This is a genomic window from Helicobacter aurati, assembly GCF_003364265.1.
Lineage (GTDB): Bacteria > Campylobacterota > Campylobacteria > Campylobacterales > Helicobacteraceae > Helicobacter_A > Helicobacter_A aurati.
The window spans coordinates 74,450-96,439 of the sequence record NZ_NXLW01000007.1; the positions used below are offsets into that span (position 1 = coordinate 74,450).

Genomic DNA, 21,990 nt, shown 5'->3' on the forward strand with positions numbered 1-21,990 from the left:
GAACAACTATCATTGATTGCTACTCGCAAACATAATAATTTCACACTACCATAGCACATCGTCTGATTCCTGTAGTCTTCGCGTTTCTTCGATTTGCTCAAAATTAATTCTCGAAGTATCGGTATAATAAATGTACTCATCTCTAATTTTCTGATGATATACTCCGCTAGGTACTCTAAAATGTCGACTAAGGCTTGGATTAAATTCTAACACATGCATAATAAAATCATGAAAGACAGGTGCCGAAATATTCCCTCCATAAGCTCCGCCGCCGATTGGCATATTGTCATCTCTACCATACCAAATAACAGCCTGTAAATCGGGAGTGTATCCACAAAACCACACATCGCGCGATTGGTTAGACGTACCTGTTTTGCCGGCAATTTGTATGCCATTTGTCCTTGCGCGATACCCTGTGCCTTTTTGGACAACATTACGCATAATAGAAGTAGTCAGAAAGGTTTGTTGCGCTGTGCTCACTGTTGATTGCGTGGTTTGAAATATTGTTGCTTTTCCTTCAGGATCAACAATTTTAGCCACAAGGTAGGGCTTCACAATTGTACCTTCATTAGAGAATAAACTGTATTGCATAGCCGCTTTCATTGGGGAAAGTGAGAGACTACCCAATACAACGGTAAGATCCTTAGGGAAATTCTCAAAGCCAAATTGTTCTAGCCCGTCATAAAGGGATCTTTCGCCAATTTTCAATGCGGTATCGATAGCTGGAATGTTGAGAGATTTTTCTAGGGCAGTCTGCATCGTTACGGGTCCTAAATATCTCTTGCTATCATTATTTGGTACCCATTTCCCGAATCTTTTTGGCGAATCAATGACAATCTCGGCAGGAGAATATCCTTTGTTAAAGGCAAGCTGATAAATAAACGGTTTCATTGTGCTACCAAATTGACGGTTTGTTTGTGTCGCACGGTTAAACGAGCTTTGCGCATAGTTAACCCCTCCCACCATTGCTAACACCTCGCCTGTATGCGGATTGGTAACAACCATAGCACCATTAAGTGTGGTAGCATGCTGTTGATTGAAGCTCTGCAATTCCTCTTGTGTGAGTGTAGGCTGTCTTTGTGCTTGCCTACTTCGTTGCTCTAAATCACCAATGCGATATTTGATATTTTCATAGCCTTTTAGCAGTGCTTTTTGCGCCGCCTCTTGATATTCCATATCAATAGTAAGATAGATTTTATACCCACCAGATTTTAAATCAGGGATATTTGTTAATTCTCGTAATGCTTCATCGACTACATAGGGCGCTTTGTTCTGCGTAAGCGTTTGATTATAAACTCTTGGAATCTCTCTAGTCGCTTGAGTAAACTCTGTCTGTGAAATCCAACCCAAGTCTAACATTCTTCGTAAAATGGCATTAGCGCGACTTAAAGAATGGTTAAGGTTAATTGTCGGATCATATTTTACAGGTGATTTGGGTAGCGCGACTAGCATAGCTATTTCTTTAAGAGTAAGCTCATTCATAGGCTTCTTAAAGTAACCCATAGAAGCCGTCTTGATTCCATAATAATTATGCCCCAAGAAGATATAGTTCAAATAACGTTCCAAAATTTCTTCTTTTGTTAGCACTTGTTCCGCACGTATAGAGAGAAGAAATTCTTTAATTTTTCTATCAAGCGTTCTATCACTAGTAAGTAACATATTTTTTACTAATTGCTGCGTAAGCGTGCTGCCGCCTTCCATATAACGCATATTGGCAAGATTTTTTAACATAGCACGTATAATCGCATCGATATTGACTCCCTCATGTTCAAAGAATGCTGTATCTTCGATAGCTAATAATGCCTCTATAACTCTACCTGGGATTTCATCGTATGTCGCATAGAATCGATATTCCTCATCAAAGAGATTAGCTACTAACCTGCCCTTAGAATCAAATACTTGAGTAATTTCATTTGGTTTATAATGTATCATTTTTTGCACTTGGGGAGACAATTCCTTATAAAGCTCATAGGCATAATATCCCACTATACAGGACAAGGCAAAGACAACAATAAGGAAAGCATAAAAAAGTATTTTGAGGATTCCAAAAAACCCTATACCTCCTTTTTGTAAATAAATATCTTCTAAAGTATGAGGTGTGCCCATAATGTTCCTAGACTTTATTGAATTGCAGACGGATATTTTACACAAAATTTAAGTGATTTCATTGGAAAACTATACGAGCATTACCCATAGCTATGGCAGAAATACATTTTTTAAATTTGACGGTAAATCTTGTATAATGCGGCATTTATCAGCAATCTAAGGAGGCAATATGGCAGTTGTTTTACAAATTGGTGCGGGGGGTGTTGGTGGCGTGGTGGCGCACAAAATGGCGAAAAATCGTGGGGTATTTTCACGCATTGTGCTTGCTTCACGTACACTTGAGAAATGTAAGGTGATTGTGGATTCTATCCGCTCTAAGGGATTGGGCGAGATTGAGATTTGCTCTGTGGATGCGGATAATGTAGAGGAGCTTGTGGCATTGATTGAACGTGTTAAACCTAAGCTTGTCGTGAATGTCGCGCTTCCCTATCAAGATTTGAGCATTATGGAAGCGTGTTTAAGGACGAAAACACATTATTTAGATACGGCAAACTACGAACACCCAGATTCTGCGCATTTTGAGTATAAAGAGCAATGGGCGTATGATACGCGTTACAAAGAAGCGGGGATTTTCGCCCTGCTAGGCAGCGGGTTTGACCCGGGTGTTACAAATGTCTTTTGTGCTTATGCGCAGAAGCATTATTTTGATGAGATTCACGCTATTGATATTTTGGATTGCAACGCAGGGGACCACGGCTATGCGTTTGCGACAAATTTCAATCCCGAAATTAATTTGCGTGAGGTTAGCTCAAAGGCTAGGTATTGGGTGCGGGATTCTAGCAAGTATTTTTGTCATTCTGAAGTCTTGCAAAGCAAGGCTGAAGAATCCTTTAGAGATACTTCGGCTTTTTTAGAGCCTCAGTATAACAAAGGGAAAAATTGTCATTCTGAGCCTTTAGGCGAAGAATCTCAGCCTACTCCCCCCTCTCTTGCGGAGGATTCTACCATCGTCCCCCCCCTCCCGGAACGAGAGGGCAGGGGGGTGGATAAAGAATCCCACAACCAACAATCAAGCAAAGCTGAAGTAAGCATTGTTTCAGAGCTAGATTTAAATCTAAACCCCGATTTGCAACAAGATAGAATCTATCGCAAGTTTGAGCGTGAAGAGAAGCATTTTGTGCTTGAATCCAACACGCAGGATTTACGAAATGAGAGTTATTTTGGCGGGGAGTGGCGCGACATCGCACCTCTTGCATTGATGAAAGAATGGGATTATCCCGAAGTGGGCGCGAAAAACTCCTATCTTTTATATCACGAGGAATTGGAATCTTTGGTGCGCAATGTGCGGGGGCTTAAAAGAATCCGCTTTTTTATGACCTTTGGAGAAAGCTATCTCACGCATATGAAATGTCTTGAGAACATCGGGCTTTTGCGTGTGGATAGTGTGGAGCATAAGGGGCAAAAAATCGTGCCTATCGAGGTGCTAAAGACGCTTCTGCCCGACCCTGCGAGCCTAGCAAGCCGCACAAAAGGCAAGACAAATATCGGCTGCTATATGCGTGGGGTGAAAGACGGAGTGGAACGCACGATTTATATTTATAATGTATGTGAGCATGAGAAATGCTATGAGGAAGTCAATGCGCAAGGGGTGAGCTATACCACAGGTGTGCCTGCGATGATTGGGGCGAAGTTAATATGTGAGGGTAAATGGGGGATCGGTGCAAGCAAGAATGTGTCTCTTACTCAATCTTTGAATGAGTGCGGCAATTCGGCTTTAGTTACGGACGCTAAGTCCGCTCCTTCGCCTCATTTTGCACAACATTCAAATCTTACGCAAGATACTAGAATTTATGATTCCAATTCTTCTACTTATCATTCTAACGGATCCTCTTGTCATTCTGAGCCTTTAGGCGAAGAATCTCAAAACTTTAAAGACCTAGAATCTTACAATACCAAGCGTTTAGAGCTTAATAAAGATATGCCACAGGGAGGCGAGACACAGGGAGTGGATTCTCAAAATGGGGCAGGGGTGTGGAATATGGAACAAAACGACCCCGATTGTTTTATGCAAGAGTTAAATAAGCAAGGATTGCCTTATGTGGTTTTGGAGATAGAATCGAGTGGGGAAATAAAAGTGCTAGAAGATGGGAGGGGGTAATGATAAAAGATTTTGAAATAAAGAATTTTCGAGGGATACAATCATTAAAATTAGAGGGATTTTCAAATGTAAATATTTTTGTGGGCAAACCAAATACGGGGAAAACATCGATTTTAGAGGCTATTCATTTTTATTTATCTGGGAATCCAGATGGATTTTTTCCTGTTTCAGCTTCAAGAGGCTTAATGGATTCAGAAGAGATTTTTGAGGGATTTTTTTATAAATATAATATAGGTGAGAATATTGTTTTAAAAACCAAAAGCAATGAAACTAAGATAACTTTTAATCAAAGTCAAAAATTTAACATAGACAATAATGGTCATCAAATTACAGGATTGATTTTTGAAGATGGCAACAATAAAATGCTGATTAATCGAATAAGTCCAAATCGATTTGAAGCAGAATTACAAAATCCAAAAAATAATCCAACAAATAAAATAGTAGAGTTTGTCCCATGTGCGCCTAGTATTCGGTATGAAAATCTTGCAAGAAACTTAGAAACAATGGTTATGATAAGAGAAAAACGAAAGAAACTCTCTGAAATTTGTAAAAATTTTTCAAAAGACATAGAAGATATCCGACTTGTTCGCAATAAGATAATGGTTGAAAAAAAGAATCTTTCTCGTGATATAGATTTAAGGTTAATGGGTAATGGGTTTCAAAGTTATATCTCTATATTCTCTTCCATCTTGTTTGAGCCTCAATATATCTTAATTGACGAAATAGAAAATGGATTACATTTCGAAAGTATTGATTTGTTGCTAGGAGCTATTTTAGAAGCTTCAAATGATATACAATTTTTCATCACAACACACAATGAAGAATTATTAAAACATTTGAGTGCCTTGCTTGAAGATAGACAAAAAGAAAGTGTCTCTGTTTTTAATGTGTATATAAATAAAGATTCCAATATTCAGGTAGGTAGATATTCGCAAGAAGATTTTATTGTTAATATTGACTGCAAAAATGAAATAAGGGATTAATGTGTTGATTATAGTTGAAGGGCATACAGATAAAGATTTTATAGAATTATATATAAAGCGTTTGTATTCAATCGTTGATGAAAAATACAAAGAGAAATTAAAGTCATACAAAATAGTAAAAACCGATGGTGTTTGCAAGCTAAAAAGTGTCGAAACAGAAATAAGGAAACATGAACAGATTAAAATAATTTTTGATGCAGATACGGATTTTGAAGATTCTAAGAGCAATATCATAAAGCAATTAGAAGATATGGGTAGCAATTTTTCTTCAAAGTGTGAAATTTTTCTTATGCCAAACAATAAAGATAATGGCACCTTAGAAATATTGCTAGAAAACATAGCAAAAGAAAAAGTTCTCTTAACATGTTTTGACAACTACAAGGAATGTCTAAAGAAATTACAAAAAGACAATCAAAACATTAAATTACCAGCCAAAAAATCTAAAATTTATGCCTATTTTCATAGTTTTGGATTTAAAAATGGAATCAAGGATTTTAAAATTAATGGTGATATGCTAGATTGCCAGAGTAATTATTTACAGCCACTAAAAAACTTTTTGTTAGATACAAATTGAGAGTAGGTAAAACAATGAACTACAAAAAAGCATTTTACAGCAAACCAAAAGATTGCTACTTGCGTTAAATTTCAAGGTTTCAAGGATAATGCCGCCAAAAGCAGTTTTAATAATTTAAAATTTAAAAGAAAGTATAAGTGATGCAAAAATCTCCCTATCAAAATTATCTTAACAACAACCTTTTTACAAGCCACACCCTAGAAGTGTCTTTTCCACAAATCTATGCGTTTGCCAAAAATGAATCAAAAGCCAAACTCGCCCTAGAATCCATAAAAGCCCTCTATGATAAAACAAGATTCCAAAAGCAAAATGAGCATCAATTTGAAGATGATTTCATCGCTAAAGTGCTAGAGATTTTGGGCTGGGAGTGTATAAGACAAGAGGAAAAAATCATTCAAGGCAAGCTAGAAAAGCCAGATTTCTTGCTTTTTAGCTCCAATAAAGAATATACAAGCACTCTTTTGTTATAGTTCCCTTATTTTAGGCGATTAGAAAGGGTAGAGATGATTTTTGAGAGACAAGTTTATCAGCAAGAATGCATAGGCAATGTTATTTCTGTATTACAAGGCTTTGACTTTGACACACATAATGCAGAAAATCTTAAAACTTGTTTAGATAGATTCTACAGCACACATACTATGCCCTTAAAGAATTTAAGCAATAAACTCAATCTTGATATTCTTATGGAGACAGGCACGGGCAAGACTTTTACCTATCTAAACCTCATCTTTGAATTACACCGCAATTTCAATCAAAACAAATTTATTATTTTTGTCCCACGAAAAGCGATTTTAGAATCTGTTAAACAAAACATCAAACTCACTAAAGATTATTTCTACACCCAATACAATAAACACCTCAAAGCCTATGTTTATAGCGATACAAAGAGCCAATCCAACATCATCAATCATTACATTAAAAATACCAATGAACTCTCTGTGTTAATCCTTACCAATAGCTCCATTGACAAAAAGGATAATATTTTAAATAGAAGCAATGAAGGGCTTTTTAATGTAGAGAGTATCTTTACAAATATTGCTAATCTAAAGCCAATTAGCATTATCGATGAACCCCATTTGCTAAAAGGCGAGGCATTTAATAAATATTTTTCACAGATTGATTCTTTGTATTTTCGCTTTGGGGCGACCTTCCCTAAAGAAAAGGAATACGCACTAAGCAATATTGTTTATTGCCTTGATTCTATGAATGCTTTTAATCATTATCTTGTAAAACAAATACGCACACACACTATCATTCAAGACAATACTAGCCCCTATCTCATCAAAGCCGATAATAAGGCAAATGCAACTTTTTCTTATTTTGTCAATGGAATCGAAAAACAAAAAAGAATAACCCTAAACCAAGACTTGGGAGAGCTAGACCCTAAATTTCGGGGGAGTTGCCTTATAAAAATCACCAAAGACAAAGTCTATTTAGACAATGGAGAGATAATCCAAACCAAAAAAAGCTATGTTTTGCAAGAAAGTGAGATTAGTTTATTGTTACAAAAAGCCATTGACTTGCATTTCAAAAAAGAAATAGCCCTATTCCAAAAGGGCATTAAAGCTTTAAGCTTGTTTTTTATCCCTAGCATTGAGGACTTTAGGGGCGAAGAGCCTTTTATCAAAAAGGAATTTGAGAGAATCTATAAGCAAAAGCGAGAGGAGGTTTTAAGGCAGAATCTCCCCCAAGAGTATAGGGAATATTTAGACCAAGACTTTGACAAAGACAATGTTTTACGCGTGCATCAGGGCTATTTTAGTGGCGATAGCCTAAAGCTAACCAAGAAAAAAGAAAGCAACAAAGAAAACATCGAAGCAAACGATATAAAAATGATTTTAGAGGAAAAAGAAAAGATTCTTTCTTTTCAAACCCCTTTGCGGTTTATCTTTAGCGTATGGGCGTTGCAAGAGGGTTGGGATAATCCAAATATCTTTACGCTCACCAAATTAGCAAATTCTAGCAGCGAGACAAGCAGGCATCAGCAAGTAGGCAGGGGCTTGAGGCTCTGTGTCAATAGCGAGGGCAAACGCATTACCCATTCTTTTGTGGATTATAACGACAATGAATTTTTTGCTATCAATTATCTTGATATGATTGTAAGCAGCAAGGAAAGAGGCTTTCTTGAGGGCTTACAAAAAGAAATCGAAGATTCTAGCTTTTCTCTAGGTAGCAGTATTTTAAATCGAGAATCTTTGCAGCACTTCAACCTCAACGAACGACAGATTAATAAGTTTTTAGACAAGCTAGAAGATTTGGCTTGTTTAGAGTTTGATGAGGATAGGAATGTCTATGCAATCATCTCTCCAATCTATGATGCGATGCAAACAGAGAGCATAAAAGAGCTTTTAGGAGGGCATTATAAAGAGGTATTAGAGGCATTTAAGCCCAAAGAAAATAAGCACGAATATGCAACAAATGGCGATAATGAAACGACCGATGAAATAAACATCAGGCAAAACCTTGCCAAAGAATTTAAAGAACTATGGCAGAGCATCAACGCCAAAGCACAAATTATCTATCAAAACATCAACCAAGCTAATTTAATAGAATCTATCGTAAAATCTTTTAATGCCGAAACTATCCCAAAAGAAAATATCCTCTATGAGAAAAAGATCTATGATAGCAAAAACAATAGAATCATTCCAGAAAAGCTAGAAAGCATAGCGACAAAAGATTATTTGCCCACTTTGCATAAAAACTTGCCACAATTACTCATCGAGTTTGCCAAAAACCAAAAACGAAGCAACGAGGAATTGCCCTTGAAATTCTTGCTAGAGATATATAACCACCCGCAACTTAACAAACAAAGCTTTATCAATTCGCCCAAAACAGCCTTTGAAGCTTTGCAAGATTGTATCAAAGAGGAACTACACAAAAACTTGATCCAATCTGTAAGCTATGATTTCTCACAAAATATCTTTAGCAACGAGAGATTCCAAATCCTCTATTTAGCAGATGGCACGCCAAAGCAAAGCATAAAAAAGCACATACTAGGCAGATATATCGCCAAAAGCAATGGGCGAGATTGTATCCCAAGCGATAAATATCTCTATGATAAAGCCGTATGTGATTCTAAAATCGAAGAAGAAATAAGCCTAGAAAATAACCTCTCTATCCTCAATCACCAAATAGAAATCTTTGCCAAGCTCCCTAAGCTTAGTATCCCCACACCCTATAAAAACTATGAACCCGATTTTGCCTATTTACTCAAAAACGACAAAGGGCAGAAAATCTTTTTTGTCTGTGAAAGCAAGGGCTATGATAAAGCAAGTGAGATTCCAGAGCAAGAGAGAAAAAAGATTGATTATGCCAGAGTGTTTTTTGAAAAACTAAACGAAAGTATGCAAGATAAAAATATCAAAGTGCTTTTTAATACCCGCATTAATAAGCAAAACTTGCTAGAAGTCTTGCAAGAGGTTATTCAACAAGAGATGATTCAACAAAAAGCGACATAAAAAGTCTTATAAAAATGATAAACAGATTCTTAAAGGAGTGCAAATGATAGACAAAGACAAGGCAAAAGAGCTAGGCATAAAGCTTATAGATTCTAAAAAAGAGCAAAATCCCCTCTATGAAAACCTCAAAACAAACTTCCCCCAAACCATTAATGCCGACGGTGTGGTAAGCCTTAAAGCCATTGCAATGCTTTTGGGCTTAAGTGAGAGGGCAGATATGCAAGGCTATGAGCTAACCTTTAGCGGCAAGGGTTTGGCTAATGCCCTTTATTCTACTCCAACTACAAAAGAGCTAAAGCTAGAGGAGGTCTTTTACCCAAAATATCTTTACAAAGGTGATTGTCAAACTGAAGGCGACAAGCCCGAAGAATCTCAAGCCCTCCCTTGTCATTCTGAAGGAGTGCGTAGCACGACTGAAGAATCTCATCAAGACAAAAGAGATACTTCGGCTTTTTCAAAGCCTCAGTATGACAAAAGCATAAATTGTCATTCTGAAGGAGTGCGTAGCACGACTGAAGAATCTCATAAACTAGATTCTAACAACGCAGAAGCACTTTATCGCCCCAATGCAACGCATACACGAAACGCTATTATTAGAGGAGATAATCTTGATGTGCTAAAGCTCCTAAAATCCGCATATAGTGAAAAAATCAAAATGATTTATATCGACCCGCCCTATAATACTAAAAACGACAATTTCATCTATCCCGATGATTTTAGAAAAGACTATCAAGCAATTTTGCGCGAAGTGGGCTTGTTGCTTGAAGATGAAAACGGAGAATGGGTAGAATCTGAAACTTTAAGATTTTTTCGCAATATCACAGGGAGCAAATCCCATAGCGGCTGGCTTGCCTTTATGCTCCCGCGTCTCAAGCTTGCAAGGGATTTGCTTAGAGAGGATGGAGTGATTTTTATCTCTATTGATGATAACGAACAAGCAAATTTAAAGATTCTCTGTGATGAGATTTTTGGAGAGGAGAATTTTGTAGCTAATGTTATTTGGCAAAAGAAAAAGGGAGGGAGTCAAGATTCGCAAGATTTTGCAAAAGAACACGAATATATTTTGTGCTATCAAAAATATGAGTGGAGAATAAACGATATAACACAAGAACAAAATGAAAAAGATTTTAACAAAATTATCAATGGTAAAAAGGCAAAGATTCTAAAACTTGAGAAATGGGGCAATCATTCTTTGAGAGCAGATAGACCTACTTTATATTATTCTATAAAAGACCCAAATGGTAATGATTTTTATCCTATTGCACCAAATGGAGCTGATGGGTGTTGGCGTAAAAAACCTGAAACTTTAGATGAAGAGCATATTTATTGGCAAGAAGATTCTAGGGGGAGATTAACGCCTTATGAAATAATTTATTTTGATGAAGTTTTAGATAAACAAAAGGTAATTAAAACACGCACAATATTTACAGAATTTGGCACAACAACAGACGCCACAAAAGAAATTTTGAATTTATTTAATAACCAAAAAGTTTTCGATACTCCAAAACCTTTAAAACTAATAAAACAATTTTTAAGGCTTTCTACTTCCTCAAACAACACAGCACAAGAGGGCAATTATGTGGCGGGGGGGGGGGGGTACAAGTTTGTAGCCGAATCACCAGATCCAGAACTTATCCTAGACTTTTTTGCAGGGAGTGGGACAATCGCACAAGCGGTAATGGAACTAAACGCAGAGGATGGAGGTAATCGGCAGTTTATTTTAGTGCAGCTTGATGAGCCTATAAAAGAGGATAAAAGTAAAACAGCCTATGACTTTTGTAAAAATGAGCTAGGGAGTGCAAACCCCACCATTAGCGATATTACGATTGAAAGAGTAAAGAGGGCAGCAGCAAAGATTGCTAAAGAGCATAGAGACTTTCAAGGCGATTTAGGCTTTAGCGTGTATAGCCTGTGTGAGAAACCAAGCCTAGTATGTGATAAATCGGGGCATTTGGAGCTATTTAGTGGGCGAGAGGGAGTAACGCCTAGCGATATTGCAAGGAATTTAAGCCTACAATGTGGCAAGAGCCTTGATAGAGAGCTAGAATGTATTGTAGAATCTAAACTCTATAAATGCGATGATGCCTATTGCGTGGTGGAGTGCGATAAAGAAGTCTTAGAGATTCTAAGGAATACTAAGAATGAATATATTTTGATTGATGGTTATGCCTCTTTGGAGCTAGAGGAGTTTCTAAATCTTAAAAATAGTGCAAATATTAATGAACGTCTAAGGATAGTGTATTAAAGAGAAATAAGCCCACGTTTTATTTTGTAAATTCTATGAGTGATTTGTTTCACGAAAAAATGCAAATTATGTTTTTGGATAGGGTTATGCAAATTATCAAGCAAACGCCACATCATCAATACCAGATTCTCACCAAACGTCCCCATAGAATGTTTGAATATTTTAAAGGGGAAAAATATCCTGAAAATTCTGCTTTAAACAAAGAAAATAAGGAGGTTTTTGGGGGTGGCATCGTGCGTGAGATTCCTTTTAATGTTTGGTTAGGTACAACGATAGAAATAAGCCACACTAAGCCCAGAATAGACATTATTCGCAATCTAAAGGCAAATGTGAAATTGCTCTCCATTGAACCTCTGCTTGATGATTTAGGAGAGCTTGATTTAAGCGGGATTGATTGGATGGTTGTCGGAGGTGAGAGTGGCTTTAGGGCAAGGGCTATGCAAGAATCGTGGGTTATGAATATCCAAAAGCAATGCCAGAATCAGGGCGTTGCCTTTTTCTTTAAACAATGGGGGACTTGGGGGAGTGATGGCATTAAACGCAACAAAAAAGAAAATGGTGCAATGCTAGGCGGTAGAATCTATAGAGAATATCCCAAAGTTTCTAGCCCAATAATGTCTTCGCTTTTGTAAAGGTAGCAAATGCTTCTCCATCCCTTCGACCCTAGCCCTATTCATCAAGATTCCAAAATCCTCATTCTTGGTTCTTTTCCCTCTGTGGCTTCAAGAGAGAGAGGGTTTTATTATGCACACCCGCAAAATCGCTTTTGGAGAGTATTAGGGGCATTGTTTGATAATGAAACCATCTATTTAAAATCTACAAAAATAAATAAAAAACAATACAAGCAACATATTAAAATACAAAAGGCATTTTTGCAATCCCATTCTATCGTGCTTTGGGATATTGTTTATTCGTGTGAGATTAGTGGCTCAAGCGATTCAAGTCTAAAGAATATTACCTTTAATGATATTTTTTCTTTGTTTAATTCAAGCAAGATTCAAACCATTTGTCTTAATGGCACAAAGGCAACAATACTTTTTCAAAAATATTGCAAAAATCTAGGATTTACCCTAAAGATTGAAACTCACCCACATTATAAAACTCTCATTCCTTTAGAATCTCTTATCCCTAAATTTACAACAGAGATTCATATCTTTTCTCTGCCCTCAACAAGTCCAGCCAATGCGAGATATAGCCTTGATAGCCTCTTAAATGCGTGGAAAGTTTTGTTGAGGGTTTATGGGTGATTGCCATTGTTTTTGCAAAGAGTAAGATCTATGTTGGGTAAACTCAACATGACAAAAGGGAAATTCGATATGACAAGAGGTAAGGTTAGAGATATTTCGGGATAAATCCCTCAATATGACAAAAGATAGAGACACTTCGGTTTTGCCCCAATATGACAATGGAATCCACAAACAATAAATATGAGACTAGGCATAACAACGGAAGAATTGCAATATAACAAAAAAGCCTAAAAGGCATATCGATTAAAAAATCTAAATACGTTAAAATTCTATCAAAACACATACAATTTAAACACACCCAAAGGAGCCATCATCAAAACCTTACCCCTTAACCAAATCTTGCAAGGCAATAGCTTAAAGCTACTACAAACAATCCCTGATTGTAGTATTGATTTAATCTTTGCTGACCCGCCCTATTTTATGCGTGTTGAAGGTAGCTTACAAAGACCAGAGGGGAGTGATTTTAGCGGTTGCGATGATATTTGGGATAGCTTTAGAGACAATGCAGATTATGTAAAATTTAGCAAAAAGTGGCTTAGAGAGTGTAAGAGAATCCTAAAGCCTAATGGAAGTCTATGGGTGATTGGCTCAATGCAGTGCATTTATAGCCTTGGTGGGGTTATGCAAGAATTAGGCTTTTGGTTTATTAATGATGTGATTTGGCATAAAAGCAACCCTACGCCAAACTTTCGTGGCACGAGGCTGAATAACTCGCACGAAACTCTCCTTTGGGCGACAAAGGACAAAAAGGCGAAATATACTTTTAATTATAAAACGGCAAAAGAGCTAAATTGCGAGATTGTAGGCTTTGAAAATGGAGGGCGTAAGCAGCTAGGCAGTGTGTGGAAAATCCCTGTTTGTAGTGGCAAAGAAAGGCTTAAAGATATAAATGGAGATAAACTCCATAATACTCAAAAGCCAGAATCACTTCTCTATCGCATAATCGCCATTAGCTCTAAACTAGGCGATATTGTGCTAGACCCCTTTGGCGGGACGATGACCACAGTAGCAGTGGCAAAGAGGCTTGGCAGGAATTACATAAGCTTTGAGCAAAACCCTAAGTATATTGAGTATGGCAGGAAGCGACTAGATTCTATTGCTTTTGAGGATTGCCCCATTACAAGGGCGGAGTTTGACAAAAAGCCCTTGAAAGTAAGCCTAAAAGAGATGATTGAAACGGGGTTTTTGCATATTGGGGAGAAGCTCTCCCTTAAAAGCACCGCATTTGAGGCGACACTTACAGATGAGGGGAAGCTTGAGTTTGAAGGAGGGATTTATGATATTCACTCTCTTGCTGCTTATCTTAAAAAGGCAAAAGCAAAAAGACTGAATGGCTTTGTTTATTGGGAAGTAAAAAGGGGGGATGGTAGAATCTTGCTAAGGGATATAAGAGAAAAATGTAGGAGTTTTGAATTTACAAAAAAGGAATGTGATGAGATACATTAGGCGGATACGATGTAAACATTGCAAATAAACAAAGATATATCAAATATTTTAAAACCATTCATTCCCTTTATGCAGTTATGGAAGCTGTATTGTAGTTTGTCATTTTGAGGGCGACAATCCCGAAGTCCCTCAATACAGATTCAAAAGAGATTCTTCGCAATGCTTTAGAATGACAAATAAAGATTCTTGTCATTTGACACTAAAAAGGAAATTTTAAGCAAAATATAAAATAGAGATGCAAGGATTGTCAGACTTAAGCATTGTCGATATTTCTCTATCTTGGAGAATAGAGGAATTACTTGCATGAATGGGCAAATTATGCAAGTCATAGCTCTTTTCAAGAGTTTTGCTCAAGGCTAACGCGGTGAGCGAAGCGGATTTGTCTTTGCAGATGGAAATTGGGGATTGTAGATATGATAAAATGCGAAATGCGTCTATATTAAGCTTGATGATTAAGGATAAACATGGAATTTGCACAATTGCTAAAATTTCGAATCGGGGACAAGATTAAGGGTAAATATCGCAAAAAGGGATAAGGGAAATGGAATTTTATTATGCGAATATAATCAGCAAAAGTATGAATTTAAGCCTTTGCTTAAAGGTAAAAATACAGAGGGGATTCTATCACAAGAAGCCCATAGGCTAACAAGCATAAAACACCCAAATATCCATAATATCGAGGTTTTAGAGGATGATGAGTATTTCTACCTTGTTAGCCAACGAGATTTACAAGCAAGGTCATTATCGAATATTATTTTTCGAGATAATGATGACGAAATTTGGTTTGAAAAGCTCATGCTTGGAATCCACAAAAAAAGCACTACCTAATCTCCCTTGTGTCATAACCACTATACTCTCTTTAAGGGTATGTGCGGTACTAAGCAAGGGGAGGTTCTCTCTCTGCATAATATCTGAAACCTTAATAAATAATTCACGACCGAGCCTGCCGCCAGGATGAAACAAAGCAAAATCTTCTTTGCTAAAGTTACGAGCGCACATAAGACAGACAGCAAGGGCATCCCCCATTGCCATAGCTAATGTAGTTGAAGTAGTAGGTGCTGTTTGTATCGGACATGCCTCTGTTTCTATAAGAAGAGGAAGAAAATAATCACCCATACGCGAGATGGTAGAATTTCTTGCTTTCGATAAAGTAATAATAGGGATATTCCTGCGCTTGATATGGGGTAAAATACTACTAATCTCTTCACTTTCGCCACTATAGCTGATTGCTAAAACACAATCTTTGGTGTCTAGCATACCTAAATCGCCGTGCATTGCTTCTGTAGGATGAATGAAAAAACTTGGAGTCCAAAAAGCTTTGAGCTTAGATTCTATGGTGGATTCTGATATTTTATTGATACAAGGACCACCCGGCACAGGGAAGACCACGACAATTGTTGAGATTGTGCAACGATATCTTAAAGCAAATAAGCGCGATAAAATCCTTGTTGTCTCGCAAAGCAATCAAGCAGTGGATAATGTGCTAGAGAAAATTTGCGAAAATATCAAAGCAATAAGAGTGGGCAAGGTAGAAAAGACAGAGGATGGCGAAAGAACAAAAGTAAGCGAGATTGCGTAAAACTACACCGCAGAGCGAGTGCTAGATACGCTCATTAAGGATACAATACAAAGGATTAGAGGCAATAGCACCGATAAGCCAGAATTGAAGCAAATTCAGCAAGAATTTTTGCAAACTTTGCAAACACTTAGTCAAAAGATTTCAGAAACAAATAGTCAAAATGAAAAGACGGTTGATTCTGAACTTGCAGAGAGATTCTTAAAACATATTCGCGTGTTTTTTGGCACATTGATAGGCATTAGCTCTTATAAGGATTTTAAGGGTATGCAATATGATTTAGCCATTGTAGATGAGGCGGGAAGAGCATTTTTAAGCGAGTTGTTAGTGCCGCTTATTAAAGCAAGAAAGATTATTTTAGTAGGCGATCATAAGCAGTTAGCCCCGATTGCCAAAGATGAGGTTGTGCCATTTTTATCTAAACAAGACACTACAAAAGAACAAGTTATAGAATCCTTTTTTGGGAGATTTTATGAAAGAATGAAAGAGGCAGGAAAAGAAAATCTCTATCATTTCTTAAACACCAACTACCGCGCCCATAGCGATATTTGTAGGCTGTATAATGAAGCTTTCTATGGAGGGGAATTACGCACACCAGAGACATTAAAACGTGAGCATGGTTTGTCGTATTCATCAAACATAATTTTGCTCTCTACAAGTAAGCTTAGCAATAAAGATGCCAAGCAAGATAAGAGTATAGAAGGCTGGTACAATCTATACCATATAGAAATCATACAAAAAGAGCTAGAAAAAATACACAAAGAACTCCAAGAGAGAGGCTTAGAAAAGAGCATAGGCATTATCACCCCCTATCGCTTGCAAGCCAAAAAGTTGCGTGAGTGCTTGAAAGAGTTTAGGGGCAAGGTAGATATAGGAACAGTAGATAGCTTTCAAGGGAGCGATAGAGATATTATTATTTATGATTCTGTACGTAGTGGCAACAAGGGGCAAAATATTACTTTTATCTCTGATGAAAAGCGGCTCAATGTCTCGCTTTCGAGAGCTAAGGAGCTTTTGATTATCGTAGGAGATGCGGACTTTCTTTATTTTGCTAAAACAGAGGGTAACAATCCATTTAAGAACATACTAGAAATAATTGATAAAGACAAAGCAAAAAATGTAATCGAGCTAAAGGATAGGCGATGAAAAATATTGAGAAAGAAATGTTAGTGCAAAAATTTAGTGATTATTATTGTGATGAGAGCGAAGATGATGAGGCAAAGAACTTTAGGCTCTATGATATATACAAGAGCTTTATTATCCTTATTTAGTAGTTAATGTGGATTATTATGCAATAGAATCTAAGAGCATTCATCAAATCGAATTGAAAATTTTAGATATGATAGAGATACTCTCAAGCACTAAATATGATAATTTGCATGAAAAGCTAAAAGCACTCACGCAATTAGATGAAGAGGTTTTTGATAGCATTATTAGCGATTTGCATTTAAAGGGATATATCACTTCTTTACCTTTAGCACTTAGTGCTAAAGGTAAAGAAGTGAAAAATAAGCCAGAAGAGATAAAAAGTGCTGATTCTAAGAAATTGTGTATAGATTCCATTATGGGGGAGATTGAATCTTTTGAAAATGATGATAAGAAAACTAAATACAAAAAGCCCCAAGACCTACCCAAAGATGCCATAGAGCTTAAGCCAAAGCTATCTTTTAGCCCAAGCACACAAACTTTAAATGAGGAATTTGCTGATAATAAAACTTTGCGAACCTGCCTGATTGAAGCACTTGAGAACATAGAATCTAGGGATTCTAACGCAGATAAAGAAGCTCAAAAAACTCAAAGAAAAGTGTGGGATATTGAAGAAGTAGTGCCAAATAGAAATAGCAAGATTTTTCAAAAACTTATCTGCTTATTTTATCAGTATAAAGACGAGAAAGACAAGATTCTCATTGTGGATTCTGATTATGAAAAAAATGAAGCACTCACACAAAGAGTTGAAAAGATATTAGAGACAGATAAATTAGAACCTTTAACTAATCCAAAGAATTCATCCAACAAATGGGAGGAACACACAGAGGAGAAAAGCAAAAGTAAGGAAAGATTAAGCTTTGAAGAGGGTCAGAATATTTTAGTCTATGATTTCCCTCGTTATTTAATCTATGCTTTACAAAATGCCATAAGAACTATCCATATTAGTTCGCCTTGGATTAAAATTAAAGCCCTAAAGAGATATGAGGAGCATATAGAAAATGCTCTAAAGCGAGGTGTGGAGGTATCTATAAAATATGGCTTTGCCAATGATAAAAAGAAAAATAAAAAATCAGATATTGATGTAGAAAGTCAAGAAATTTTTGATAGATTTGCAGAAAAATACCCTCATTTTAAGCCAATAAATGGGCATTCTCACGCAAAAGTTTTGATTTTTGATAATGAATGGGTTATCAAGGGTAGTTTTAATTGGTTTTCTTTTGGTGTTGATGAACATGATAAAAATACCGCTAAGGAAGAGGGATTGCTTACAAAAAACAAAGAAACGATTAAAAAAGCAAGGAAGAGCTAAAAGGAAGAGTTTCATAGAATCTAAAAGCTTGATTTACACTCCATTGATGAAATCCCACACAATCAGCCCAAAAAGCCCTAGCAATAGCATAGGCAAAGTAACCACAAACGCCACAGCCATATAATGTGTAAATCTGATAGGGATACCGCGAGATTTAAGGCTCTCTAGCCATAGCAAAGTCGCTAGTGAGCCTATGGGGGTGAGCTTACAGCCGATATTACAACCTAGTAAGTGTGCCATTATCAGGCTATCCATAGAATCCAAATGAGACATAAAGTCAGAAAATGCAAGATTACCCAGCATAACCATAGGCAAATTATTCATCGCACTGCTTCCGATACTGCTTGCAAAGCCTATGCTTAATATCTGCAAAGCTTTGGGTAAAGCGATGAAATGCGAGAGATTATTGCTAAGAAGTTGTAAAATCCCGCCATTTTTTAGCCCAAAAACAACAATAAACAATCCCAAAGAAAATAGCACAATGCCAAATGGAGCGTTTTTAACGCATTCGAGCAATTCTAGCTTCGCATTCCTTTTGCCATAGAGCAATGCCATAAATGCACACAGAAGCGTAAAGCTAGAGAGGAAAATAGCAAGTGTATGTGCAAACAAAATGCCCATTACTAGCAAAAGCAATACACCAAAGCAAAAGATTATCGTGGGGATAGAGATAAGGCTTGGGGCGTATTGGAATTCAAGTTTTGGCGGCACAAATGGCTTGAGGAGAAGCCAAAAACACAGACAACCAATGATGACAAAAACTTGCGGTAAAAACATCAGCACACTAAAATCAAAAGAAGAGATTCTAAAGAAATGTGCGGTGATGATATTGGTGAGATTGGAGATGATAAAAGGATTGGAGGCAAAATCGCTTATGAAGCTCACAAGCAATAAAAAGAGGATTAAAGGCGTGAAGAATCCTTTTGTTTTGTGGGGTTTAAAAAGCGTAAGGATTAGTGGCGTGAGGATTAAAATCGCACCATCGTTTGCAAAAAATGCCCCCAAAAAAGCCCCAAAAAAGACGAGAAAAACATAGAATCTGAAAGTAGAAAGGCTATGGATACCATTAGTCTGTGCGCCAAGCAGTAAAATAAGCAGGTTAGATAAAAAGGCAAAAAACCCTAGCCTCTCAAACGCAAGGGTGAGCAAGATAAGCCCGATAAGCGTCAATGTGCTATCCCATACCATTCCCCACACAAACCAAATATCGCTTAGATTCACTACATTTAAAAGATAAGCCCCCATAGCCCCCAAAGTGCTAAATACCCACAAGGGCAGCCCAAAAGGACGCCAATAAATCAATAACATTGTAAGGGCAAAGAGGCTAAGAGCTATGAAATCCATAAGAGATTGCCTTGAATATTTCTGTGATTTGTAAGATTCTAAGCTTTTTACCAATAAGCTTTGTCAAATGGACAAACGCTTTTAAGCTTGAGCTTTATTTTACCCATTTGCCTTTATCAAATCCTAAAGAATGCGTGAATTTAAGCGAGATTCAGTCTTTACGAAACGATGTATTATGAGACTTATAACAAATGCAAATACTTGGACTAAAGTATTTATTAATGGATGGCGACACAAGAGAGTCAATGCGTAGTGGTTTGACAAAGGTTTTTTTTGGAGATTCTAAAGGCTTTAGATAGGGGGGATTCAAATTGTCGCTCTGAAAAAGATTCCGAATCTTGTCATTCTGAAGAAGCACGAAGTGCGACTGAAGAATCCCAAAAGCGCAAATAAGAGATTCTTCACTTGCTATGCAAGTTCAGAATGACAGAGACGCTTCACAAGCGTTTAGCATGACAGAGAATAAAAAAACAACAATAATAAATCCCTGTCATTCTGAGAGCGACAAGCCCGAAGAATCTTATTTAATGGATTTTTATAGGGATTCTTCAGTTTCTATGAAACTTCAGAATGATAGAGATACTTCACATTCGTTCAGTATGACAGGGATAGAGATTCTAAAGAGATATTTATCCCTACGGGAATTGTGCAAGTATGGGCAAGAACTTCGTTCGTGCAGTCGCTAACACTCCCGCATTGGGCAAGCCCTCGCACAATCCGCAAGGATTTTGCCCACACTTGCAAATAGGACAATGATGAGAATCAACATGACAGAGTAGATTCTTGTTAAGGTGTTGCGTGGCTTGGGTGCTACGCCGTTCCTGCTTTGTACGCCGTTTAGCAAAGCGACATCTAAGCAGATTCGTCCACTTGGTTAGGTTTTCTTTATTTGCACAAATTTCCCAAAAGCGATGCGCTAACTTTAGCAGACGTCTCATCATCGAGCATGCCGCAAATGGTTCTAAGTTATTGTTCAAACTATGATAAACTCTTTATTTGTAAAACGTTAAAGGGGAATATCCCATGGAAGAAAAGTACTATAACAATAAACGGAATAGAATATTGGCGAATTAATGGAAATTATTTAGCAAACAAAAGCATGGAAATTTTGATATTGCTAATCAATAACTAAACCTTAAGAAATTGCTTTGGCTGTATTGATTGCGAGAGTTGTATAAGCTGCAATAATTGCAACCGATGTTCTCATTGTATCGACTTGGAATTCTACAACAATAGCTATCATTGCAAGAGCTGTAAAATTGTAATGGGTGTTCCTATTGTCAAGAGTGTGAATTCTGTCAGACTTGCCAATATTGCCAACGATGCAATTTTATGGGGGGGTACGATTATATTCAAGATAATGTTATGTTGCCTATTCGTCCTTTTTACAGCAAAATTCTTTTCAATCGGTCAATCAATTATGGGTAATGCCCCTTAAGAAACAAGGAAGCAACTTATCTTTCATTATAAAATTCTTTCTTATAATAATTCTTTAATCAATAAAAAATGGTTTAAGGCAAACCTCGACTAGCGAGGGATTAAGAAACACAAAGAACTTGAAAAACCTATAACATTACATACAACAAAACACAGCAAACCACACTTTCAAGCACCAAAATAGTTACGAATCCAATTTGAATCCAGCTTGCAATAATGTATGCAGATGCACAACTCCCTCTAAGACATTATCATCAGTAATAATAGGTAAAATTTGAATCTTAGAATCTTGCATGATTCTTAAGGCTTCTATTGCCAAAGTATTAGAATCTCGAATACTTTTCGGAATTTTTGTCGAATATTCAAAAGCATGGGATTCTAAACTAAAAGAGGTATCAAACATGGCTCTACGTAAATCCCCATCGCTTAAAATTCCCAACAAGTGGTGCTTGGAATCCACAAAAAAAGCACTACCTAATCTCCCTTGTGTCATAACCACTATACTCTCTTTAAGGGTATGTGCGGTACTAAGCAAGGGGAGGTTCTCTCTCTGCATAATATCTGAAACCTTAATAAATAATTCACGACCGAGCCTGCCGCCAGGATGAAACAAAGCAAAATCTTCTTTGCTAAAGTTACGAGCGCACATAAGACAGACAGCAAGGGCATCCCCCATTGCCATAGCTAATGTAGTTGAAGTAGTAGGTGCTGTTTGTATCGGACATGCCTCTGTTTCTATAAGAAGAGGAAGAAAATAATCACCCATACGCGAGATGGTAGAATTTCTTGCTTTCGATAAAGTAATAATAGGGATATTCCTGCGCTTGATATGGGGTAAAATACTACTAATCTCTTCACTTTCGCCACTATAGCTGATTGCTAAAACACAATCTTTGGTGTCTAGCATACCTAAATCGCCGTGCATTGCTTCTGTAGGATGAATGAAAAAACTTGGAGT

Annotated in this window: 17 protein-coding genes and 3 pseudogenes; 16 read left to right on the forward strand and 4 right to left on the reverse strand. The window is 37.1% G+C overall.

The genetic code is table 11. The features are described 5' to 3' along the window. Positions 1–45: 45 nt before the first annotated feature. Positions 46–2,043 (reverse strand): penicillin-binding protein 1A, encoded by a 1,998-nt coding sequence (locus CQA66_RS05030; RefSeq protein ID WP_411698612.1) that lies wholly within the window; start codon positions 2,041–2,043, stop codon positions 46–48. A gap of 232 nt (positions 2,044–2,275) precedes the next feature. Between CQA66_RS05030 and CQA66_RS09675 the strand changes: the two are divergent. From CQA66_RS09675 to CQA66_RS05075, 10 genes and pseudogenes are all read left to right on the forward strand, one after another. Next, positions 2,276–2,872 (forward strand): annotated as a pseudogene (locus tag CQA66_RS09675) (saccharopine dehydrogenase family protein); the annotation flags it as partial. 435 nt (positions 2,873–3,307) lie between these two features. After that, positions 3,308–4,204 (forward strand): annotated as a pseudogene (locus tag CQA66_RS09680) (saccharopine dehydrogenase family protein); the annotation flags it as partial. Next, entirely contained in the window at positions 4,204–5,187 is a 984-nt protein-coding gene (locus CQA66_RS05040) for an AAA family ATPase (protein ID WP_104762793.1), read from the forward strand. The pseudogene CQA66_RS09680 and the gene CQA66_RS05040, both read left to right, overlap by 1 nt. 1 nt (position 5,188) lies before the next feature. Next, complete coding sequence (locus tag CQA66_RS05045) at positions 5,189–5,761, forward strand: DUF3226 domain-containing protein (protein ID WP_104762792.1); 573 nt, start codon at positions 5,189–5,191, stop codon at positions 5,759–5,761. Positions 5,762–5,901: 140 nt separating this feature from the next. Further along, positions 5,902–6,204 (forward strand): annotated as a pseudogene (locus CQA66_RS05050) (hypothetical protein); the annotation flags it as partial. Positions 6,205–6,264: 60 nt separating this feature from the next. Continuing rightward, positions 6,265–9,219, forward strand: coding sequence for a restriction endonuclease (locus CQA66_RS05055; protein WP_104762791.1), 2,955 nt, complete (start codon positions 6,265–6,267; stop codon positions 9,217–9,219). Between the two features lie 43 nt (positions 9,220–9,262). Then, entirely contained in the window at positions 9,263–11,464 is a 2,202-nt protein-coding gene (locus CQA66_RS09485; RefSeq protein ID WP_244910954.1) for a site-specific DNA-methyltransferase, read from the forward strand. A gap of 35 nt (positions 11,465–11,499) precedes the next feature. Then, the gene (locus CQA66_RS05065) at positions 11,500–12,096 is read left to right on the forward strand and encodes a DUF5131 family protein (protein ID WP_104721294.1); all 597 of its coding nucleotides are present in this window, start codon (positions 11,500–11,502) and stop codon (positions 12,094–12,096) included. 9 nt (positions 12,097–12,105) lie between these two features. Continuing rightward, positions 12,106–12,711, forward strand: coding sequence for a DNA-deoxyinosine glycosylase (locus CQA66_RS05070; protein ID WP_104762789.1), 606 nt, complete (start codon positions 12,106–12,108; stop codon positions 12,709–12,711). 339 nt (positions 12,712–13,050) lie between these two features. Beyond that, positions 13,051–14,157 carry a site-specific DNA-methyltransferase gene (locus tag CQA66_RS05075; RefSeq protein WP_233707704.1) on the forward strand — a complete coding sequence of 369 codons (1,107 nt, stop codon included), beginning with the start codon at positions 13,051–13,053 and terminating at the stop codon, positions 14,155–14,157. Positions 14,158–14,898: 741 nt separating this feature from the next. Here the strand turns inward: CQA66_RS05075 and CQA66_RS05080 are convergent. Further along, complete coding sequence (locus CQA66_RS05080) at positions 14,899–15,432, reverse strand: KpsF/GutQ family sugar-phosphate isomerase (RefSeq protein ID WP_425323576.1); 534 nt, start codon at positions 15,430–15,432, stop codon at positions 14,899–14,901. 16 nt (positions 15,433–15,448) lie between these two features. On the opposite strand from CQA66_RS05080, the gene CQA66_RS05085 reads away from it, so the two are divergent. Genes CQA66_RS05085 through CQA66_RS05095 form a run of 4 tightly spaced genes read left to right on the forward strand, consistent with a single transcriptional unit; the run spans position 15,449 to position 18,251 of the window. After that, positions 15,449–15,736, forward strand: a complete 288-nt coding sequence (locus CQA66_RS05085) for an AAA domain-containing protein (RefSeq protein WP_104763751.1) — start codon at positions 15,449–15,451, stop codon at positions 15,734–15,736. Positions 15,737–15,754: 18 nt separating this feature from the next. Next, entirely contained in the window at positions 15,755–16,879 is a 1,125-nt protein-coding gene (locus CQA66_RS05090) for a DEAD/DEAH box helicase (RefSeq protein WP_104763750.1), read from the forward strand. Next, complete coding sequence (locus CQA66_RS09590; RefSeq protein WP_267892950.1) at positions 16,876–17,004, forward strand: hypothetical protein; 129 nt, start codon at positions 16,876–16,878, stop codon at positions 17,002–17,004. Before CQA66_RS05090 ends, CQA66_RS09590 begins: the two co-directional genes overlap by 4 nt. A gap of 8 nt (positions 17,005–17,012) precedes the next feature. Beyond that, a complete protein-coding gene (locus CQA66_RS05095) occupies positions 17,013–18,251 on the forward strand; it encodes a phospholipase D-like domain-containing protein (protein ID WP_104763749.1) in 1,239 nt (412 codons plus the stop codon). Positions 18,252–18,284: 33 nt separating this feature from the next. Here the strand turns inward: CQA66_RS05095 and CQA66_RS05100 are convergent, their stop codons facing one another. Next, the gene (locus CQA66_RS05100; protein ID WP_181882238.1) at positions 18,285–19,595 is read right to left on the reverse strand and encodes an ArsB/NhaD family transporter; all 1,311 of its coding nucleotides are present in this window, start codon (positions 19,593–19,595) and stop codon (positions 18,285–18,287) included. Positions 19,596–19,606: 11 nt separating this feature from the next. On the opposite strand from CQA66_RS05100, the gene CQA66_RS09275 reads away from it, so the two are divergent. Continuing rightward, positions 19,607–19,774 carry a hypothetical protein gene (locus tag CQA66_RS09275; RefSeq protein ID WP_158657036.1) on the forward strand — a complete coding sequence of 56 codons (168 nt, stop codon included), beginning with the start codon at positions 19,607–19,609 and terminating at the stop codon, positions 19,772–19,774. A 231-nt stretch (positions 19,775–20,005) separates the two neighbouring features. Continuing rightward, positions 20,006–20,281 carry a hypothetical protein gene (locus CQA66_RS09150; protein WP_147289208.1) on the forward strand — a complete coding sequence of 92 codons (276 nt, stop codon included), beginning with the start codon at positions 20,006–20,008 and terminating at the stop codon, positions 20,279–20,281. A 935-nt stretch (positions 20,282–21,216) separates the two neighbouring features. Here the strand turns inward: CQA66_RS09150 and CQA66_RS05110 are convergent. Continuing rightward, on the reverse strand, positions 21,217–21,990 hold a 774-nt coding region (locus CQA66_RS05110), incomplete at its 5' end, for a KpsF/GutQ family sugar-phosphate isomerase (RefSeq protein WP_115582560.1).

Excerpts from the sequence above, each read along its gene's own strand:
- CQA66_RS05040 (WP_104762793.1), top strand. The coding sequence starts at position 4,204 with ATGATAAAAGATTTTGAAATAAAGAATTTTCGAGGGATACAATCATTA.
- CQA66_RS05055 (WP_104762791.1), top strand. The coding sequence starts at position 6,265 with ATGATTTTTGAGAGACAAGTTTATCAGCAAGAATGCATAGGCAATGTT.
- CQA66_RS09485 (WP_244910954.1), top strand. The coding sequence starts at position 9,263 with ATGATAGACAAAGACAAGGCAAAAGAGCTAGGCATAAAGCTTATAGAT.
- CQA66_RS05065 (WP_104721294.1), top strand. The coding sequence starts at position 11,500 with ATGAGTGATTTGTTTCACGAAAAAATGCAAATTATGTTTTTGGATAGG.
- CQA66_RS05070 (WP_104762789.1), top strand. The coding sequence starts at position 12,106 with ATGCTTCTCCATCCCTTCGACCCTAGCCCTATTCATCAAGATTCCAAA.
- CQA66_RS05080 (WP_425323576.1), bottom strand. The coding sequence starts at position 15,432 with ATGCACGGCGATTTAGGTATGCTAGACACCAAAGATTGTGTTTTAGCA.
- CQA66_RS05085 (WP_104763751.1), top strand. The coding sequence starts at position 15,449 with ATGAAAAAACTTGGAGTCCAAAAAGCTTTGAGCTTAGATTCTATGGTG.
- CQA66_RS09590 (WP_267892950.1), top strand. The coding sequence starts at position 16,876 with ATGAAAAATATTGAGAAAGAAATGTTAGTGCAAAAATTTAGTGATTAT.
- CQA66_RS05100 (WP_181882238.1), bottom strand. The coding sequence starts at position 19,595 with ATGGATTTCATAGCTCTTAGCCTCTTTGCCCTTACAATGTTATTGATT.
- CQA66_RS09150 (WP_147289208.1), top strand. The coding sequence starts at position 20,006 with ATGCAAGTTCAGAATGACAGAGACGCTTCACAAGCGTTTAGCATGACA.